General features: G+C 45.9%; 12 protein-coding genes and 8 tRNA genes. 5 read left to right on the plus strand and 15 right to left on the minus strand.

The annotated features are described in order from the left end of the window. The 9 genes from rsxC to AC5YB1_RS09855 all read right to left on the minus strand — a co-directional run bounded on the left by rsxC (window position 1) and on the right by AC5YB1_RS09855 (window position 6,013). On the minus strand, window positions 1-2,199 hold the full coding sequence (rsxC, locus tag AC5YB1_RS09815; RefSeq protein WP_494519015.1) for an electron transport complex subunit RsxC: 2,199 nt from the start codon (window positions 2,197-2,199) through the stop codon (window positions 1-3). Next, window positions 2,193-2,762, minus strand: a complete 570-nt coding sequence (gene rsxB, locus AC5YB1_RS09820; protein WP_494519016.1) for an electron transport complex subunit RsxB — start codon at window positions 2,760-2,762, stop codon at window positions 2,193-2,195. Before rsxB ends, rsxC begins: the two co-directional genes overlap by 7 nt. Window positions 2,763-2,764: 2 nt before the next feature. Beyond that, complete coding sequence (gene rsxA, locus AC5YB1_RS09825; protein WP_494519017.1) at window positions 2,765-3,343, minus strand: electron transport complex subunit RsxA; 579 nt, start codon at window positions 3,341-3,343, stop codon at window positions 2,765-2,767. 95 nt (window positions 3,344-3,438) lie between these two features. Continuing rightward, on the minus strand, window positions 3,439-5,349 hold the full coding sequence (locus tag AC5YB1_RS09830; RefSeq protein WP_494519018.1) for an EAL domain-containing protein: 1,911 nt from the start codon (window positions 5,347-5,349) through the stop codon (window positions 3,439-3,441). Between the two features lie 118 nt (window positions 5,350-5,467). After that, window positions 5,468-5,543 (minus strand) — tRNA-Asn (locus tag AC5YB1_RS09835). Window positions 5,544-5,574: 31 nt separating this feature from the next. Then, window positions 5,575-5,650 (minus strand) — tRNA-Asn (locus AC5YB1_RS09840). Window positions 5,651-5,686: 36 nt separating this feature from the next. Then, window positions 5,687-5,762, minus strand: a tRNA-Asn gene (locus tag AC5YB1_RS09845). Between the two features lie 64 nt (window positions 5,763-5,826). After that, window positions 5,827-5,902 (minus strand) — tRNA-Asn (locus AC5YB1_RS09850). A gap of 35 nt (window positions 5,903-5,937) precedes the next feature. After that, a tRNA-Asn gene (locus AC5YB1_RS09855) sits at window positions 5,938-6,013 on the minus strand. Window positions 6,014-6,786: 773 nt separating this feature from the next. Here AC5YB1_RS09855 and uvrB point away from each other — a divergent pair. After that, window positions 6,787-8,802, plus strand: coding sequence for an excinuclease ABC subunit UvrB (gene uvrB, locus AC5YB1_RS09860; protein ID WP_494519019.1), 2,016 nt, complete (start codon window positions 6,787-6,789; stop codon window positions 8,800-8,802). 105 nt (window positions 8,803-8,907) lie between these two features. Here uvrB and rrtA read toward each other — a convergent pair whose 3' ends face one another. Together rrtA and queC are read right to left on the minus strand one after the other, a co-directional pair. After that, window positions 8,908-9,492, minus strand: a complete 585-nt coding sequence (gene rrtA, locus AC5YB1_RS09865) for a rhombosortase (protein WP_475514075.1) — start codon at window positions 9,490-9,492, stop codon at window positions 8,908-8,910. Beyond that, window positions 9,486-10,169 carry a 7-cyano-7-deazaguanine synthase QueC gene (queC, locus tag AC5YB1_RS09870; protein ID WP_475514074.1) on the minus strand — a complete coding sequence of 228 codons (684 nt, stop codon included), beginning with the start codon at window positions 10,167-10,169 and terminating at the stop codon, window positions 9,486-9,488. The genes rrtA and queC overlap by 7 nt, the downstream gene beginning before the upstream one ends. 186 nt (window positions 10,170-10,355) lie before the next feature. On the opposite strand from queC, the gene queE reads away from it, so the two are divergent. Then, on the plus strand, window positions 10,356-11,024 hold the full coding sequence (gene queE / locus AC5YB1_RS09875) for a 7-carboxy-7-deazaguanine synthase QueE (protein WP_494519020.1): 669 nt from the start codon (window positions 10,356-10,358) through the stop codon (window positions 11,022-11,024). Here the strand turns inward: queE and AC5YB1_RS09880 are convergent. From AC5YB1_RS09880 to AC5YB1_RS09895, 4 genes are all read right to left on the minus strand, one after another. Then, on the minus strand, window positions 11,021-12,082 hold the full coding sequence (locus AC5YB1_RS09880) for a PLP-dependent cysteine synthase family protein (protein ID WP_494519021.1): 1,062 nt from the start codon (window positions 12,080-12,082) through the stop codon (window positions 11,021-11,023). The genes queE and AC5YB1_RS09880 overlap by 4 nt on opposite strands. A 488-nt stretch (window positions 12,083-12,570) precedes the next feature. Continuing rightward, window positions 12,571-12,655, minus strand: a tRNA-Tyr gene (locus tag AC5YB1_RS09885). Between the two features lie 93 nt (window positions 12,656-12,748). Then, a tRNA-Tyr gene (locus AC5YB1_RS09890) sits at window positions 12,749-12,833 on the minus strand. 33 nt (window positions 12,834-12,866) lie between these two features. Beyond that, window positions 12,867-12,951 (minus strand) — tRNA-Tyr (locus tag AC5YB1_RS09895). Window positions 12,952-13,076: 125 nt separating this feature from the next. Between AC5YB1_RS09895 and AC5YB1_RS09900 the strand changes: the two genes are divergently transcribed. The 3 genes from AC5YB1_RS09900 to AC5YB1_RS09910 all read left to right on the plus strand — a co-directional run bounded on the left by AC5YB1_RS09900 (window position 13,077) and on the right by AC5YB1_RS09910 (window position 16,298). Continuing rightward, window positions 13,077-13,565 (plus strand): VC2046/SO_2500 family protein, encoded by a 489-nt coding sequence (locus AC5YB1_RS09900; protein ID WP_475514071.1) that lies wholly within the window; start codon window positions 13,077-13,079, stop codon window positions 13,563-13,565. A gap of 116 nt (window positions 13,566-13,681) precedes the next feature. Continuing rightward, on the plus strand, window positions 13,682-13,969 hold the full coding sequence (locus tag AC5YB1_RS09905; protein WP_475514070.1) for a DUF406 family protein: 288 nt from the start codon (window positions 13,682-13,684) through the stop codon (window positions 13,967-13,969). 136 nt (window positions 13,970-14,105) lie between these two features. Continuing rightward, window positions 14,106-16,298, plus strand: a complete 2,193-nt coding sequence (locus AC5YB1_RS09910) for a putative bifunctional diguanylate cyclase/phosphodiesterase (RefSeq protein ID WP_494519022.1) — start codon at window positions 14,106-14,108, stop codon at window positions 16,296-16,298. Window positions 16,299-16,373 lie beyond the last annotated feature (75 nt).

Raw genomic sequence — 16,373 nt, forward strand, 5'->3', positions numbered from 1 at the left:
TTAATCCTCGTGCTCATCATCTTGAGCTGCACTAGCGGCCTTGACCAGTTTTTTGGCCTTTGCTTTTGCCACTGCGGCGGCAATACGTTGTTGCTTAATCTCTGCTGCCGATAGCTCAATACTATTAGCATCAATACTATCAGCGGCTTTATCTTGCTGGTCAGCTTCACTTGTACCACTTACTGGCGTTGATGATGGGGCCTCGCTGCTTTGCGCCAGCTGGGCAACTTTTTTTGCCTTGGCTTTAGCGACCGCGGCAGCGATTTTGGCCTTTTTGGCCTCAGCCTCACTTACTGGCGCCGCTGATGGAGCGACGCTGGTGTCTGCATCATTGGTGTTAGCTTGCTCATTTTTATCGCTGCTTTGCGCCAGCTGGGCAGCTTTTTTTGCCTTGGCTTTAGCGACCGCCGCAGCGATTTTGGCCTTCTTGGCCTCGGCCTCACTCAATGGCGCCGCTGATGGAGCGTTGTTGACATTTACATCGTTTGGCTCAGCTTGTTGATGCGCATCGCTGCTTTGCGCCAGTTGAGCGGCCTTTTTTGCTTTGGCGCGGGCAATAGCGGCGGCTACTTTATCTTGGGTCGCCGTGTTGCTTGCATTTGCACTGCCCTCAGTGTTGGATGTGGGCGCAGCTGTAGTGGCAGTTTCAGCCGCCTTTTTGGCTTTTATCCGTGCCATTGCCGCGGCGACGGCATCTTTATCTGTGCCAGACATGGCGGCTTTACGTTTTTGTGCCGCTTGTTTGGCTTTTTCTTCACGGGCGCGTTTTTCTTGTTCTAAGCGCAGCATACGCGAATCGAAACGCTGTTTGGCCAGCTCTGCTTGTTTCTTCTCTTCGGCTTCAACTCGCAGTGCCGATTTAGCGACCCGGTAATATTCCACCAAGGGAATGTCACTTGGGCAGACATAACTGCAGCAACCACATTCGATGCAATCTCTAAGGTTATAGCTGGCCGCTTTATCGTATTCTTCGGCTTTGGCATGCCAAAACAGCTGCTGGGGTAACAAACCCGCAGGGCAGGCTTGGGCACACTCGCCGCAGCGAATGCATGGCATCTCTGGAGCCGGCGGAGCGATTTCATTGCTATCGGGGGCCAGTATACAGTTTGTGCCTTTAAGCAGTGGCGCTTGTCGATTGGGCAACATGTAACCCATCATCGGGCCGCCAATAATAATCGGGGAGTGATCATCCCCCTTAAATTGAGCGCAATGTAATAGGTGTTCGATGGGCGTGCCAATTGGCACCCAATAATTACCCGGTTGGCCGATATTATTACCCGTTAAGGTAACCACTCGCTCTATCAGCGGCGCGTTACAATAGACGGCTTGCTCAATGCTAAAGGCGGTGCCGACATTTTGCACCAAAATCCCTAAGTTGGCTGGAATGGCACCCGATGGCACCTCTTGACCGGTAATGATTTGGATCAGTTGTTTTTCACCGCCAGAAGGATATACCGTGGGTATGGCGGTGACCCGCGCGCACTGGGCTGGTAAGTCGCTGTTGTTGAGGGCATGTGTCATCTGCTCAATGGCTTGAGGTTTGTTGTCCTCGATGGCGATGACGATACGTTTGGGGCTTAGTAACTGATGAATAATCTCGATGCCGCGGACAATCTCGGTGCTATGTTCGCGCATCAAACGATCATCGGAGGTGATGTAGGGTTCACATTCGACACCATTGATGATCAATAGCTCAATATCACTGACCGGTTTTAATTTGATGTGGGTTGGAAACGCCGCGCCGCCAAGTCCGGCAACGCCTGCCCGTTGGACTCTGGTGAGAATCTCATCACTGGCCATCGCTTTAACGTCATCTTGGCTTAATGGCGCATGGATAGCAGGAAAAAGCCGCTGCTGATGATCGTTATCTATGATACAGCACAACACAGGCAAGCCCGAGGCGTGGTTGCTTGGGCGCGTTTCGATAGCCGCAATCTGGCCCGATACTGGTGCGTGTACAGGCAGATGACGAAAGCTGTCTCCCTGGGTGAGCCGTTGCCCTTGGGCCACCGTATCGCCGACGCCAACCGCCAAGGTGCAGCTTTCGCCCACCTGAGGGATCGGGATGATATATTGCTCAGCCAAAGGTAAACTGGCGATATTAGCTTGATTTGATAAGGTTTTAAACTCAGGCGGGTGAATTCCTCCCGCCACGCGCCACAGTGTTCCTTTATCAATTTGTTCAAATAAAGTTAACACTTGGCTTCCTCGCTAATGGTGGTGACGGGAATGGCGTTAAGTTTCCAATTCCAATTTTGAATGCTTGGGGTCACGGGCAACATGTCGATGCAGTCGACGGGGCAAGGTTCAACGCACAGATCGCAGCCAGTGCAGTAATCTGCAATGACTGTGTGCATCTGCTTGCCGGTACCTAAAATGGCATCGACAGGACAGGCCTGAATACATTTAGTGCAACCAATACACTCTTCTTCGCGAATGTAGGCCACTTTTTTGATTTGGGTTTCGGCGGTGGCGGTCAAGGGTTCAGGTTCTACGCCCATTAACTCGGCGAGCTTTTCCATGGTGGCAGTACCACCAGGTGGGCATTTGTTAATTTTTTCGCCATTGGCAATGGCTTCGGCGTAGGGGCGACAACCAGGGTAGCCACATTGGCCACATTGAGTTTGTGGTAATAAGGCTTCGGCTTGCTCGACCACGGGGTTGCCTTCGACCTTAAACTTTTCGGCGGCAAATCCTAGTAGTGCGCCAAAAAATAGCGCGAGTAATCCTAATAATATAATGGCGATGACGATCTCAAACATGGTTAATTTACCAAACCTGTAAAGCCCATAAAGGCCAGCGACATTAAACCGGCGGTGATCATGGCGATTGCGCCACCTCTAAAGGGGGATGGCACATCTGCAGCGGCAAGGCGCTCACGCATGGCGGAGAAGAGAATAAGTACCAGGGAGAAGCCTGCAGCGGCGCCAAAGCCGTAAATTGCAGACTCGATGAAATCATGGTGTTCATTAACGTTGAGCAGTGCCACCCCTAAAACGGCGCAGTTAGTGGTGATCAGCGGCAGGTAGATCCCCAGTGCGCGATGCAGAGATGCACTGGTTTTTTGGATTAACATTTCGGTGAACTGCACCACGACGGCAATCACCAAAATGAAGGCCATGGTCCGCAGGTAGCCTAATTCAAAAGGCTGTAATAAGTAGTTGTCGACCAGATAACTCAAAATGGAGGCAAGCGTAAGCACAAAGGTGGTCGCCATCGACATACCTATTGCGGACTCTAGTTTGCTGGAGACGCCCATAAAGGGACATAATCCGAGAAATTTAACTAAAACAAAGTTGTTGACCAGCACAGTGCCGACCAAAAGCAGGAGATATTCGCTCATCTCAATCGGTTATCTATATCTAATTTAACGGCTATTATCGACCTTTCGGCATCGATAAACAACACATAGAATGCAGGGATTATTTCATTTACGGTTTAACTGGCTGAGGATTGTTCATCTCGCAGTGTAATGGGATGGGGCTTAGCGATGTAATAGCCTTGCAATCCATCAACAAGTAAGTGTTCTAATAGCAGCTTTTGTTCTTGGCGTTCGATGCTTGAAGCAATAACGCTAATGGACTGTTTACGCGCCACATCGACGATCATTTTAACAAAGAAGCGATTATGGTCAGATTCAATATCTTGGGTGTAGCTACCGTCGAGCTTAATAAAATCTGGGCGTACTTCTTTAAAAAATTTAAAGGAGGTGAATCCCATACCAAAATGTTCTACTGAGACGCGAGCCCCGACACCGTGCATCTCTCTAACAAATTTGTGTGCCAGATTGATATTGGCTTGCATTCCCGCTTCATTGACCTCTAATACGATTCGACTGGCAATTTGACGCTGATGCACAAAAAGCGCTTTAAGCCAGGCAATAAAGGCGGGTTGTGTTATTGAGTTTGAACTGATGTTGATCCCAAAGGCGCCTTCTAAGTTAGGGTTGTCGATAAGTACTTTGAAGGTGCTGAGAATAATCATTTTATCTAAATCAACATTGAGCCCATGGCGCTCAGCCATAGCAATCACAGTGCCTGTGGGTAAAAACTTACCTTGGCTGCTGTAAAATCGGGCTAAAAGTTCTCGATAAATTTTATCGGCGCCGCGGCAAGGCTGAATATCTTGTGCATGAAATTTAAGGGCACGACGTTTGATGATATCGTTAATGGCCACTTTCCATTTTGAATCCCCAAATAACTCATCTCCGTTGAGTTTTTCGTGAATATGGACACTATTGGGGCCCATGGTTTGGGCAATGCTAACTGCGGCATCGCCAAGGTAAATAAGTGACAAGGCTTGATTGCCTTGCTGGTAAGGGATTAAGCCGGTATAAGCGACAGATTCAGCATCGATAGTCTGTTGAAATAGGTCAAAATTAGCCTTTAAATTATGCAGTAAAGGCTGGGCATCTTTAAGTGTCATATCGGGGATAAATAGCGCAAAGTCAGCGCTCGAAATGCGAAAACATTCTGCATAAGCAAAGTCTTGTATACTTTTTCGTATACAGGCAGCCACTCCTGCTAAATAATTATCACCGGCTTCGCGACCTTGTGATTGATTTATTTGGCCAAGCTCAGTGGCTTTAATTATTGCCATGGCTCCGAATTGCTTTCCAGGTTGGGCCAAACCGTCGAGCTTTTGGGTGAATTTAGCCCGGGTGCTAAATAATGTTATTGGATCTTGATAGGCTTCTTTGTTGAGTTTGTCATTATGTTGTTGCATCTCATCAAATGCGCGGTTAAGTGAAGTACGGCATCTCTCTAATGCTTGTCCCAGTGGGGCTAGTTCGCCGCGAAAGTAAGAGTGGGCTAATGCGTCAAATTTAAGTTCAGACAAGTTTGCAATATAGGCACTGGCATAACGGATCGCTCGACTGAGGCGCATCATCAACATACTAAACAGCAAACTAATAACTAGATAAGTTAGCCAAATGACAGTTAACGCCTGAAGAAAACGCTGTTTTGCTGAGTTGGTGATATGACGGTTATCTAACTTGACTTGCAATCTGCCCTGGGACAAGGATCGTGTGTCGTTAAGTTCTTGGTTAAAGAGCGCACCAATAATGTCATTATTTACAGGATGTAACTGACCGCTGGTGTAGCTAAGGGCTCCATCTAATTGGTGAATATATTGAAAAAATTGAAAATGATGCTCGGGACTTAAGAGAGCATAGAGGGCATGACCGTCACGAGGCAGTGAGGTCTGCCATAGTGGATTTTGCACATAGTCTTGTAATGATTGAGCGGCCATAGCCGATGCGCGTTGCTGTTCATGCTGATAACTAAAAAAGGAGATAATGCCGAATACTGTCAGCAAAATAAGGTGAAATGTTTTAGTAACGCCCATAAACAGTGAGTCCAGAATCTCTAGCGAATTAAATTGATCCCAATTGATTGACTGCTAGTCTAACTGATTATTTATTAAAGCGGAATGTTATTGTAGAAGGAGGGTATAACTAAAGAAATGGCTCCCCAGACTGGACTCGAACCAGTGACATACGGATTAACAGTCCGCCGTTCTACCAACTGAACTACAGGGGAATCGATATTTCATATTACTACGTTAATTAAGTGGCTCCCCAGACTGGACTCGAACCAGTGACATACGGATTAACAGTCCGCCGTTCTACCAACTGAACTACAGGGGAATCGATACTTAATTTTTAGTGTTTGATTTAAAAGTTTGGCTCCCCAGACTGGACTCGAACCAGTGACATACGGATTAACAGTCCGCCGTTCTACCAACTGAACTACAGGGGAAACGCTTTAACTTTTTCAATGCTAATTTACACTAACATTGTATCTTACACTGTTTGTACTGCGTTGGCTCCCCAGACTGGACTCGAACCAGTGACATACGGATTAACAGTCCGCCGTTCTACCAACTGAACTACAGGGGAAACGCATTATACTTATCTACTACATCTTATTGCTTTGGCTCCCCAGACTGGACTCGAACCAGTGACATACGGATTAACAGTCCGCCGTTCTACCAACTGAACTACAGGGGAAACGTATAAAGCAACTCGTCGTTGAAGACGGAGCGCATATTAAATCGCTCTTAGACATGAGTCAACTCATGGTGAGAAAAAAAAGAGTAATTATGTGGTTAAGTGCTCATCTAATGCCCATCATGCTGGCTTAGTGTGCACTTTGGTTATCTTGTCGACATTATTATTGGCACTACGCTTAAAGTAATAAGGTAAGCAGTTGTTCGATATCACAATAGCCTTAATAGTGATTGGGCTATTTGGGTTAACTTCGTCAAATGTAGTAAAATTACATAGATTTACCTCTCAACTTATAATCAGTCCATCTAAGGCAAAGCCGCGATGGCACTGAGGTTGTAAGAGTTATCCACTAAATCTGTGGATAAACCTGTGGGTTAGCCAAAAAATAGGCCTTCAAACCCTTGTAGATTGCGGATTGTACTTAAAATGACTAAATTTAATTGTTTTTTTATTATTTGTTTAATATCAAATGTTTAATAAAATCAATAGCCATAATCTAGATCTTTTCTGGCCGTTGTAAATATGTAATAAATTTGATGGAGTCTCTTGTGTATTAATGTCGCTACAGTGTTGGGCTTGACGCGAGTTAATGGCACTAATGCCATATTATTAACCTTGTATTAAAGTTTCATCTAGCTCGCGGGTGTGGCAATTTATCACTTAACCCCATCGGACTGTTCTATCTATATCGTTTGGCTAAATCCTCCTAACGCGATTGGCTAAAGTCACTCGGTCGATTAAGATGGTCTGCTGAACTAGTTAGGAGTGTCCCATTGAGTGAATCATCGTTTCAACTTGTCTCCCATTACCAGCCCGCCGGCGATCAACCTACCGCAATAAAGAAGTTGGTTGACGGCATTGAGTCAGGCCTAGCGTGCCAGACATTGCTTGGGGTGACAGGATCTGGCAAAACCTTCACCGTTGCTAATGTCATACAGCAGTTACAGCGTCCGACCATTATCATGGCACCCAATAAGACCTTGGCGGCGCAACTGTATGGCGAGATGAAAGAGTTTTTTCCTCATAATGCCGTTGAATACTTTGTTTCTTACTACGATTACTACCAACCTGAAGCCTATGTACCATCGACCAATACCTTTATCGAAAAGGATGCGTCGGTGAATGCCCATATTGAACAGATGCGCTTATCGGCAACCAAAGCACTGTTGGAGCGTAAAGATGTGGTATTGATCGCCTCGGTATCGGCTATTTATGGTCTGGGGGATCCTGATTCTTACCTGAAAATGTTGTTGCATCTGCGTCAGGGCGACTTAATGGGGCAGCGCGAGATATTGCAGCGCTTAAGTGAATTACAATATACCCGTAATGACATAGAGTTGCAGCGCGGCACGTTTAGGGTCAGAGGAGAGGTGATCGATATTTTCCCGGCTGATTCGGAGCGAGATGCGATCCGCGTTGAACTGTTTGACGATGAAATCGACAGACTTAGCCTATTTGACCCATTAACGGGGCATATCTTACAGCGTATAGCTAGAACCACGGTTTATCCCAAGACCCACTATGTGACGCCACGGGAGAAAATTATTGCCGCGACCGAAGAGATCAAGGCTGAGCTTCGTCTGCGTAAACAGTACCTATTGGATAATAATAAGCTTATTGAAGCTCAGCGGATCTCCGAGCGCGTGCAGTATGATATCGAAATGATGACCGAACTGGGCTATTGCTCGGGGATCGAGAACTACTCGCGTTACTTATCAGGTCGCCGCCCAGGAGAGGGGCCACCGACCTTGCTGGATTATCTGCCCGCTGACGGTTTACTGATCATCGATGAATCTCATGTGACCATACCGCAAATTGGCGCCATGTATAAAGGTGACCGCTCGCGTAAAATGAATCTAGTGGAATACGGTTTCCGCTTGCCGTCGGCGTTAGATAATCGCCCGCTCAAATTTGAAGAGTTTGAAGCCTTAATGCCTCAAAGCGTGTTTGTTTCAGCCACGCCTGCGCAATATGAGATCGACAAGAGTGATGGCGAAATCGCCGAGCAGGTTGTGCGCCCAACAGGGCTACTGGATCCCGAGATTGAAGTGCGTCCGGTTGGAATACAGGTCGATGACCTATTATCAGAGATTGGTAAACGGGTTGCGGTGAACGAGCGGGTATTGGTGACCACGCTGACTAAGCGCATGTCAGAAGATCTTACCGAGTACTTAGATGAACATGGAGTGAAGGTGCGCTACTTACACTCAGATATTGATACGGTAGAGCGGGTGGAGATCATTCGCGATCTACGTAAAGGGGTGTTCGATGTGCTTGTTGGGATTAACCTGCTACGTGAAGGACTCGATATGCCAGAAGTCTCCTTAGTCTGTATTTTAGATGCAGACAAAGAAGGCTTCTTACGTTCTGAGCGCTCGCTGATTCAGACCATAGGCCGCGCAGCGCGTAACGTAAACGGCAAGGTGATCCTTTATGGTGATAAGATCACTAAATCGATGGCTAAGGCGATTGATGAGACCGAAAGGCGGCGAGAAAAACAGCGTCAATATAACTTGGAACATGGCATTACCCCTAAAGGGTTGTCAAAGCGGATCACCGATGTGATGGATATCGGCGGCAACGAGCATACCGCAAGGGTGCTACCTTCCTATCATAAAGTGGCCGAACCTAAAGGGGATTATGTTGCTGCAGATGCCGCGACCCTGAGCCATCAAATTGATGAGTTGGAAAAACGCATGCATCAACATGCGCGCGATCTTGAGTTTGAACAAGCCGCGGCGCTACGTGATCAAGTCCATGCGTTAAGAGAGGCTTTAATAAAAGCCTAAATCTAATGAGCGTTGAGTCGTTAATGAGATAAAAGTAGAGTGGATAAATCCCCCCACATCCGTTAGCGGAAGGATGTAGGGGTGATGACTTATTTATTTGTCAGTTTATTTGGACCAGCGCCGAATAAGCTTATAGCCAATAAACACTAATATGCCCGTGAACACTCCGATTAAATGCGATTCGGTGGCAACGCGGGCATCGATCAGTTGGGTGATCTGCTTACTCGCCCCATAGATTTGTTCGTAAGCGACTTTAGCGCACACACCGACTAACAAGAGATAACCTGAGCGTATACCGCGTTGGATATCTTTTAGGGCACCATAGGTCACTAAGCCATGTAACATACCGCTAAGCCCTACATAACCGAGTAAAGTGGGAAACCCCCAGTAAAGCCCTACCCCCTGTAATAAGCACAACAGGACAAACAGCAGGCTAAAGTTTGCTGCGCGGTAATGCATCTCATGTAAAAACGCCAATACCCATAATCCGCCGAGATTCATCGCCAAATGCCAAGCATTGGTATGCAGCAAGTTGCCTGTCAATAAGCGCCACCATTCACCTTGGGTAATGGCCGCTTTACGATAGGCGAGGCTACTATCGAACGGGGCAAAATAGAGCGCGATACAGACAATGCTTATGAGTAGCACTAGCCCATAGGGTTTCGAACTTGATTTTAATGAACTTAGCATTGGCGGTTAAGCTCAGCCATGACTCTTGTCTTATTGTCTAAATAGTCTTGTAGCCCTTGGCTACGCAATAGACAGGCAGGGCAAGTACCACAACCATCACCTATGATGCCGTTGTAGCAGGTGAGGGTGCTATCGCGAATAAGCGCTAGGCTGTGGTATTTATCGGCCAGCGCCCAAGTTTGTGCCTTATTAAGCCACATTAATGGCGTTTCAATGGTCAAGTTGCGATCCATGCCTTGCTCTAAGGCCGATTGCATCGCCTTAACAAATTGATCTCGGCAGTCAGGATAGCCCGAAAAGTCAGTTTCACACACCCCAGTGATCACTGTATCAGCCCCCAGTTGGTAGGCATAAATCCCCGCCAAAGTGAGGAATAAAATATTTCTGCCCGGCACAAAGGTATTGGGTAATCCATTGGCCATTAGCTCGTTAGATACTTCAATGGCATCACGAGTTAATGCTGAAATTGCCAGCTCATTCAATACCGTTACATCGAGAACTTTATGGCTGATAACGCCAAGCTGCTCACCGAGTTGCTTGGCAACGTCGATCTCTTGTCGATGTCGTTGTCCATAATCAAAGGTGATAGCGTGAACTTCATCGTATTGGTTTAACGCCTGTATTAGACAGGTTGTGGAGTCTTGGCCACCACTGAACACTACAACTGCTTTAGACATGAAGGTTTATCGTTAACAAAATTTGGCGTTAGTTTAACTGACGCTGCAACGCTTGCAAAATGTCTTGTTGAGCGCAAAGCCGTTTGGAAGAGGATTTAAGCCACTTGCGAGATAAATAATCGCGTTATACTTGCCAGTGGGCGCTAAATCTTCTATAAAAGCGGCCCCATAGCGATGAGGTTAACCATGAAGTACCCGGTCAACGAAGTATTTGAAACTATTCAGGGGGAAGGTGTTTATACCGGCGTTCCCGCGATTTTTGTTCGCTTACAAGGCTGCCCAGTAGGCTGCGCCTGGTGTGATACCAAACACACATGGGAGACACTGGCTGAAAACCGCGTCGCCCCTGAGCTAGTCATCCAAGTCGATGGTGAAATTGGCCGCTGGGCAGAGCTAGATGCAGCGCAACTTTTGGTGCAATGGCAACGCAAAGGTTTTACTGCTAAACATGTGGTGATCACGGGCGGTGAGCCTTGTATTTACGATTTACGTCCATTGACACAAGCGTTATCGGAGCAAGGGTATCAATGCCAGATTGAAACCAGTGGTACCTTTGACGTGCAGTGCGATCCACGTAGCTGGGTTACCGTGTCGCCGAAAGTCAATATGAAGGGCGGTTATAAGGTGCTGGAGCAGGCATTACAACGCGCCGATGAGATAAAGCATCCGGTCGCCAAACAGAGCCATATTGATGAACTCGATGAGCTATTGACGAATATCGATACCTTGGGCAAAACCATCTGCTTACAGCCGATAAGTCAAAAGCCAAGGGCAACGCAGTTAGCCATGCAAGTCTGTATCGCGCGTAATTGGCGTTTATCGATACAGACTCATAAGTATCTCAATATCGACTAATCAAGCTTACCGGTTTGATTAAATTGTTCCAGTAGGGTCTGGTAGTGAGTGATATCACCTATGTTCTCACTCACCCACAGCCTATCGTAATAGGTATCTAAGTACCGCTCGCCTGAATCACACAACAAGGTGACGATAGAGCCCTGCTGGCCTTGACTATGCATATCACAAGCCAGTTGCAGTGCGCCAAACAGATTGGTACCCGTCGAGGGCCCGGCTTTTCTGCCAATGAGCTGTTCTAGCCAATAAATCGTAGCGATAGAGGCGGCGTCTGCAACTTTAACCATCTTATCCACCACGCCAGGAATAAATGACGGCTCTGCGCGTGGGCGACCTATACCTTCAATTTTGCTGCCCTGTGTGCAGGTGACACTGGCGTCGCCACTGATAAAATAATCATAAAATACGGAGTGTTCCGGGTCGACCACACACAGTTGTGTTTGTTCTCTTTGGTAACGAATATAGCGGCCGATCGTCGCCGAGGTGCCACCCGTGCCTGGGCTCATGACAATCCAACGAGGAACCGGGTGGGGCTCACATTTCATCTGCTCAAATATGGAATTGGCGATATTATTATTGCCACGCCAATCGGTAGCCCGTTCTGCATAGGTAAATTGATCCATATAATGGCCCGATAACTCATCGGCCAAATGTTGAGATTCGGCGTAGATCTCGCTGGAGTGTTCGACAAAATGACATTGGCCGCCATAGGCTGTGATCTGTTGGATCTTTCTTTTGGCGGTACTCTTAGGCATGACGGCAATAAAGGGTAAGCCGAGTAATCGTGCAAAATAGGCTTCAGAAACCGCAGTACTGCCTGATGACGACTCTATGATGGGCGTATTTTGCTTGATCCAGCCATTACATAAAGCATAGAGAAAGAGCGAACGCGCCAGGCGATGTTTAAGGCTGCCTGTGGGATGAGTACTTTCATCTTTTAAATAGATATCGACCCCTTGAAGCGAGGGAATATCTAAATGAATGAGATGCGTGTCTGCACTACGCTGATAATCGGCTTCAATTTTTGCGATTGCTTGGTTAACCCACGAGCGTTCCATTCGTTCTCCAATATGATTGACCTCTCTAGAAGAGGGATTGCATGCCATTCTTATATAGCTTTTGGTTATAAATTATAACGATGTTTCGTGAGCCGATACAGAGACAAGATTATCCATTTCGATTTATATCGTAACTTAAGCGTAGTGAAAAACTGACAGTTATAAATCACAGGCCGATATTATTCGAGGGTATCACCATCTTAGCGCTTTAATGGCTAGTGATAATTAATGTGTATAGTTTTTATCAGTCAGGTTTTAAGAAGGTGCTTAGTAACTGCTCAATTGCTGTTGAGTGGGATAATACCTGAGCGGCCTAAGATAGCTGGACTATCCAATTACTGATGTTCTTAACATCAATGTTAAAATTAGATTGGAGTTTAATAATCGTGAGGAGTAAATAAAGCTGATTTTAAATTGGATGAGATTGTATATCGCTTAAAACAGGATGGGCAAACATAAACATTATCACAATAGATAAACAGAAAAAGTGGTGGAGGGAGAAGGATTCGAACCTTCGAAGGCTGAGCCGTCAGATTTACAGTCTGATCCCTTTGGCCACTCGGGAACCCCTCCACATATTACCTTTCTGTTACCACAACATAATACAATGAACTTAGTATACGTTGTAAAGCCAACTACAACTAATTTAAGCATCAGAGATAAAGATGGTGGAGGGAGAAGGATTCGAACCTTCGAAGGCTGAGCCGTCAGATTTACAGTCTGATCCCTTTGGCCACTCGGGAACCCCTCCACGAATATCTCTTTATATCATATTGTACGCAAATGGTGGAGGGAGAAGGATTCGAACCTTCGAAGGCTGAGCCGTCAGATTTACAGTCTGATCCCTTTGGCCACTCGGGAACCCCTCCTCAATTGCGGCGGCAATAGTAGTCACAAACTCATCCTCTGTAAACCCCCTAATTAAAATAATTACTAAAGTTAGTGTTTAAGCGGTCGATAAAATACCAACGACTTGTTTTAGTGATGTTTTTTTATGCAAACCAATCGGTTATTAATCAATGAGGTCAATTTAGGCACCCGGCTTAATCATGCTGTTTCAGATGATAGGCGTGGGGAGTTTGCCTTATTACTTGCCATGCTTTCAGATGATGCGCGTGATATGGCTCAGTTTCATCTGCCGCACTCATTGGAAGACACCGATAGCCGCTTACGTCAGCGGTTTGAGTTACCGCGATCACAACCCTTGTTAGTTAATATTACAGAGCAAGCTGTAATCGATAATAGTGCGGTATTTCACCAACAGGGAATGAGTGCTTTTCATCTGCAGCAAAGCCTAACGCCTGAAGCTCTGGTGATCCGCGGGCACGAAAGTATAGCGATGAATGCGGTGTTAAATAATTGCGACCGTGTGACTCAGTCGCGCTATCGTGGTCAACTTAATAACCAAATTGGCATGGATGATATTGTACATTTTGCCGATCAGGTGGTGGCGCAACGTACGATGGCTGACATCATGGTATAAGCCCTATTAGACTGGGTCTGTTTTTCAAATTTAAGTTGAGATTTGACCCGTGTCTCGTATCTAACGCCAGATATTACTATAATGATGGTCTTAGTTTACTTATTAGCGTTGTGAATATGAAAAACATTCAAGAAAGACAATCAGATCTGGTTAATGATACTTGTAATGACTGCGGCAGCTATGCCGATATCGGTGCTGTGATAGATGAGCATGATAGGGTATTAACCATAGCGATTACAGGTGATGACGCCCAGGCGCAAATTGAACGCTTGGTGAATGCAGCCACAGCGCGTTTCGATAATGTAGCAGTGGAAGTGATAGACGATGAGACAGGGAAAACCCTGTCATTGACTTTCGCGTTTAGCGCCGAAAAAATGATTTATCAATTACACAACAACTTATAAATTTGTCTACTGCAGATATAGGTTTAAGTGTTGGTTAGGTTTTAATATTATTACACTTTATTTGCTTGCCCAATTAAAGCTTATTTATATCACAAAGCCTCAGCAGGCTTATCAGGCCTGTTGGTTTTAGGATGCTATGATAAAACGTAAATACCAATATCTGCTCGAGTCCATTGTCAATTCGTTAGAGAAAGAGCAAGGACTGTTTAACGAAACTGCCTTGCTAGCTGCACAACAGTTAAGCGAGCACTTAGCTATTGATTATGTTGGTGTTTGCCTGTTTTCGCTCGAACGTGATTCAACGTGTCTTGTCGCCCATTACGATAACTTATCCGTTATTGCTCTCCCACGTCCCGCTCCCTCGTTATGTCGCCATTATTTATCAGAGCTTAAGCAACATCGAATTATTGATGCCATTGCTGTGCATAATGATGAGAGGGTGCAAGAGCTTCACGACGGGTATCTGCAACCCAAAGGCATTGCCAGTACCTTAGATGTGGCTATTCGGATTAATGGTCACCTCGAAGGCGTACTGTTTTTAGAGCAGACGAAATCATATACCTGGACTGAAAGTGAACTGCATATTGCCGCCCAAGTCGCTGACCAATTGGCACTCACCTTAGCGACGGCCCGCGCTTATGAAACCGATGAACGCTTAAGCTTGTTTCTCAAGGCGATTGAACACTCAGAGCAGGTCAGTATGGTGGTTAATCTACAAACCGACATCATTGAGTATGTTAACGGTGCGCACTATGCGATGTCAGGGATCCCCAAGAAAAAGGTGATTGGAGCAGATGTTAACCGCCTCGACTTTTTTAAACAGTCACCTTGTGAGGCCAGAATGGCGCTTGCTGAGGTTAAACGAGGCGAAACCGCCAAAGGTGAAGTGCAAATTACCCGCTTAGATGGTACTCGTTATTGGATGCGGTATTCGGTTAAGCCATTTACCACCCAAAGGGGTAATGATTATGCATTGGTGACTGCAGAAGATTGTTCTGAAGCACATCAGCATCAAACAGAACTCGAACGTTTAGCATGGCGCTGCCCACTCACAGGTTTATATAACCGACGTCACTTTAGCCAACAATTAGAGAGTGTCGTTCAAGGCCATCTTATTTTGCTCGATCTTAAAGGCTTTAAACGTTTTAACGATACCTATGGGCATGCGAAAGGGGACCTGTTGCTGATAGAAATTGCCCGGCGGTTAAAGCACTTTGCCAGTGTTAGCAAAACAGATCTGCTAGCACGCGTTGGCAGTGATGAGTTTGCCTTAGTGATTGATACGCTCGACAATCAATACCGAATGGATCTACTCATTAATCGGTTATATCAGCATCTGTGTGTGCCTGTATTGATTAAGCATGAGTTGTTTGATGTTAAACCGGCCTTATCTGTGGTTTGTATCGAAACATTAGAGCAAATGTTTGCCCCGTTAACCTGTGCTGACATTGCGTTGCAGTATGCTAAAAATAAGCAAGGCGATGCCATTCAAGTGTTTAATCATGCTTTACTGAGTGCGTTTAAAGAGACCGCGATAATAGAGCGCGATCTGCAATTGGCGCTCAAAGGGCGAGAGTTTGAATTGTATTATCAACCCCTTAAAGATTTAAAACGCAATCGTTATATTGGTGCTGAAGCTTTGATCCGCTGGAATCATCCCAAGCGAGGCGTGTTATACCCAGGTGCATTTATCGATGTGGCCGAAAAGTCTGGCATGATCAATCTTATTGGTGAGTGGGTGTTAGAGGCCGCTTGCCGTCAATTGAATTTATGGCAGCGAGACAACATTAATATTTCGATGCATGTTAATGTCGCCGCCCAGCAGTTTTTTAACTCAAACCTTTATGATCAAATTTGGCAACTGGTGACCCGTTATCGCATTAAGCCAAATACGCTGATTTTAGAGATCACCGAAACTGAACTAATGGAAGATATTGTCTACGTTACTCATCTGTGCAAAGAGTTGGCTGAGCTGGGTGTTGGATTAGCCATCGATGATTTTGGTACCGGTTATAGCTCGATGCGTTACCTAAAACAGTTCCCCATTTCAAAATTAAAAATTGACCGCTCTTTCATTTCTGACATTGGTGTCAGTCATGAAAGCCGTGAAATTGTCAGTGCAATAGTCGCGATGGCCTATGCGCTTAATATTTCATTGACTGCTGAAGGGGTGGAAACCCTGGAGCAAGAAGACTTCTTATCTGAACTGTGTTGTCATCAGGCCCAAGGGTTTTTATACAGCCCAGCGTTACGAGAAGCCGAGTTTAGTCAATTTTTACGAGCCAGTATTGGTGTGTTAAATGGCATTGACACTATTAAGGCGCATTGACCGCTCGGGCTTAACGAGGAGTTAGTAGTAAATTTTGTCGCTTATAAAAAGTCATTGTGTGGCTGATTGTCGAGC

It is taken from the genome of Shewanella sp. 433 (assembly GCF_059338565.1).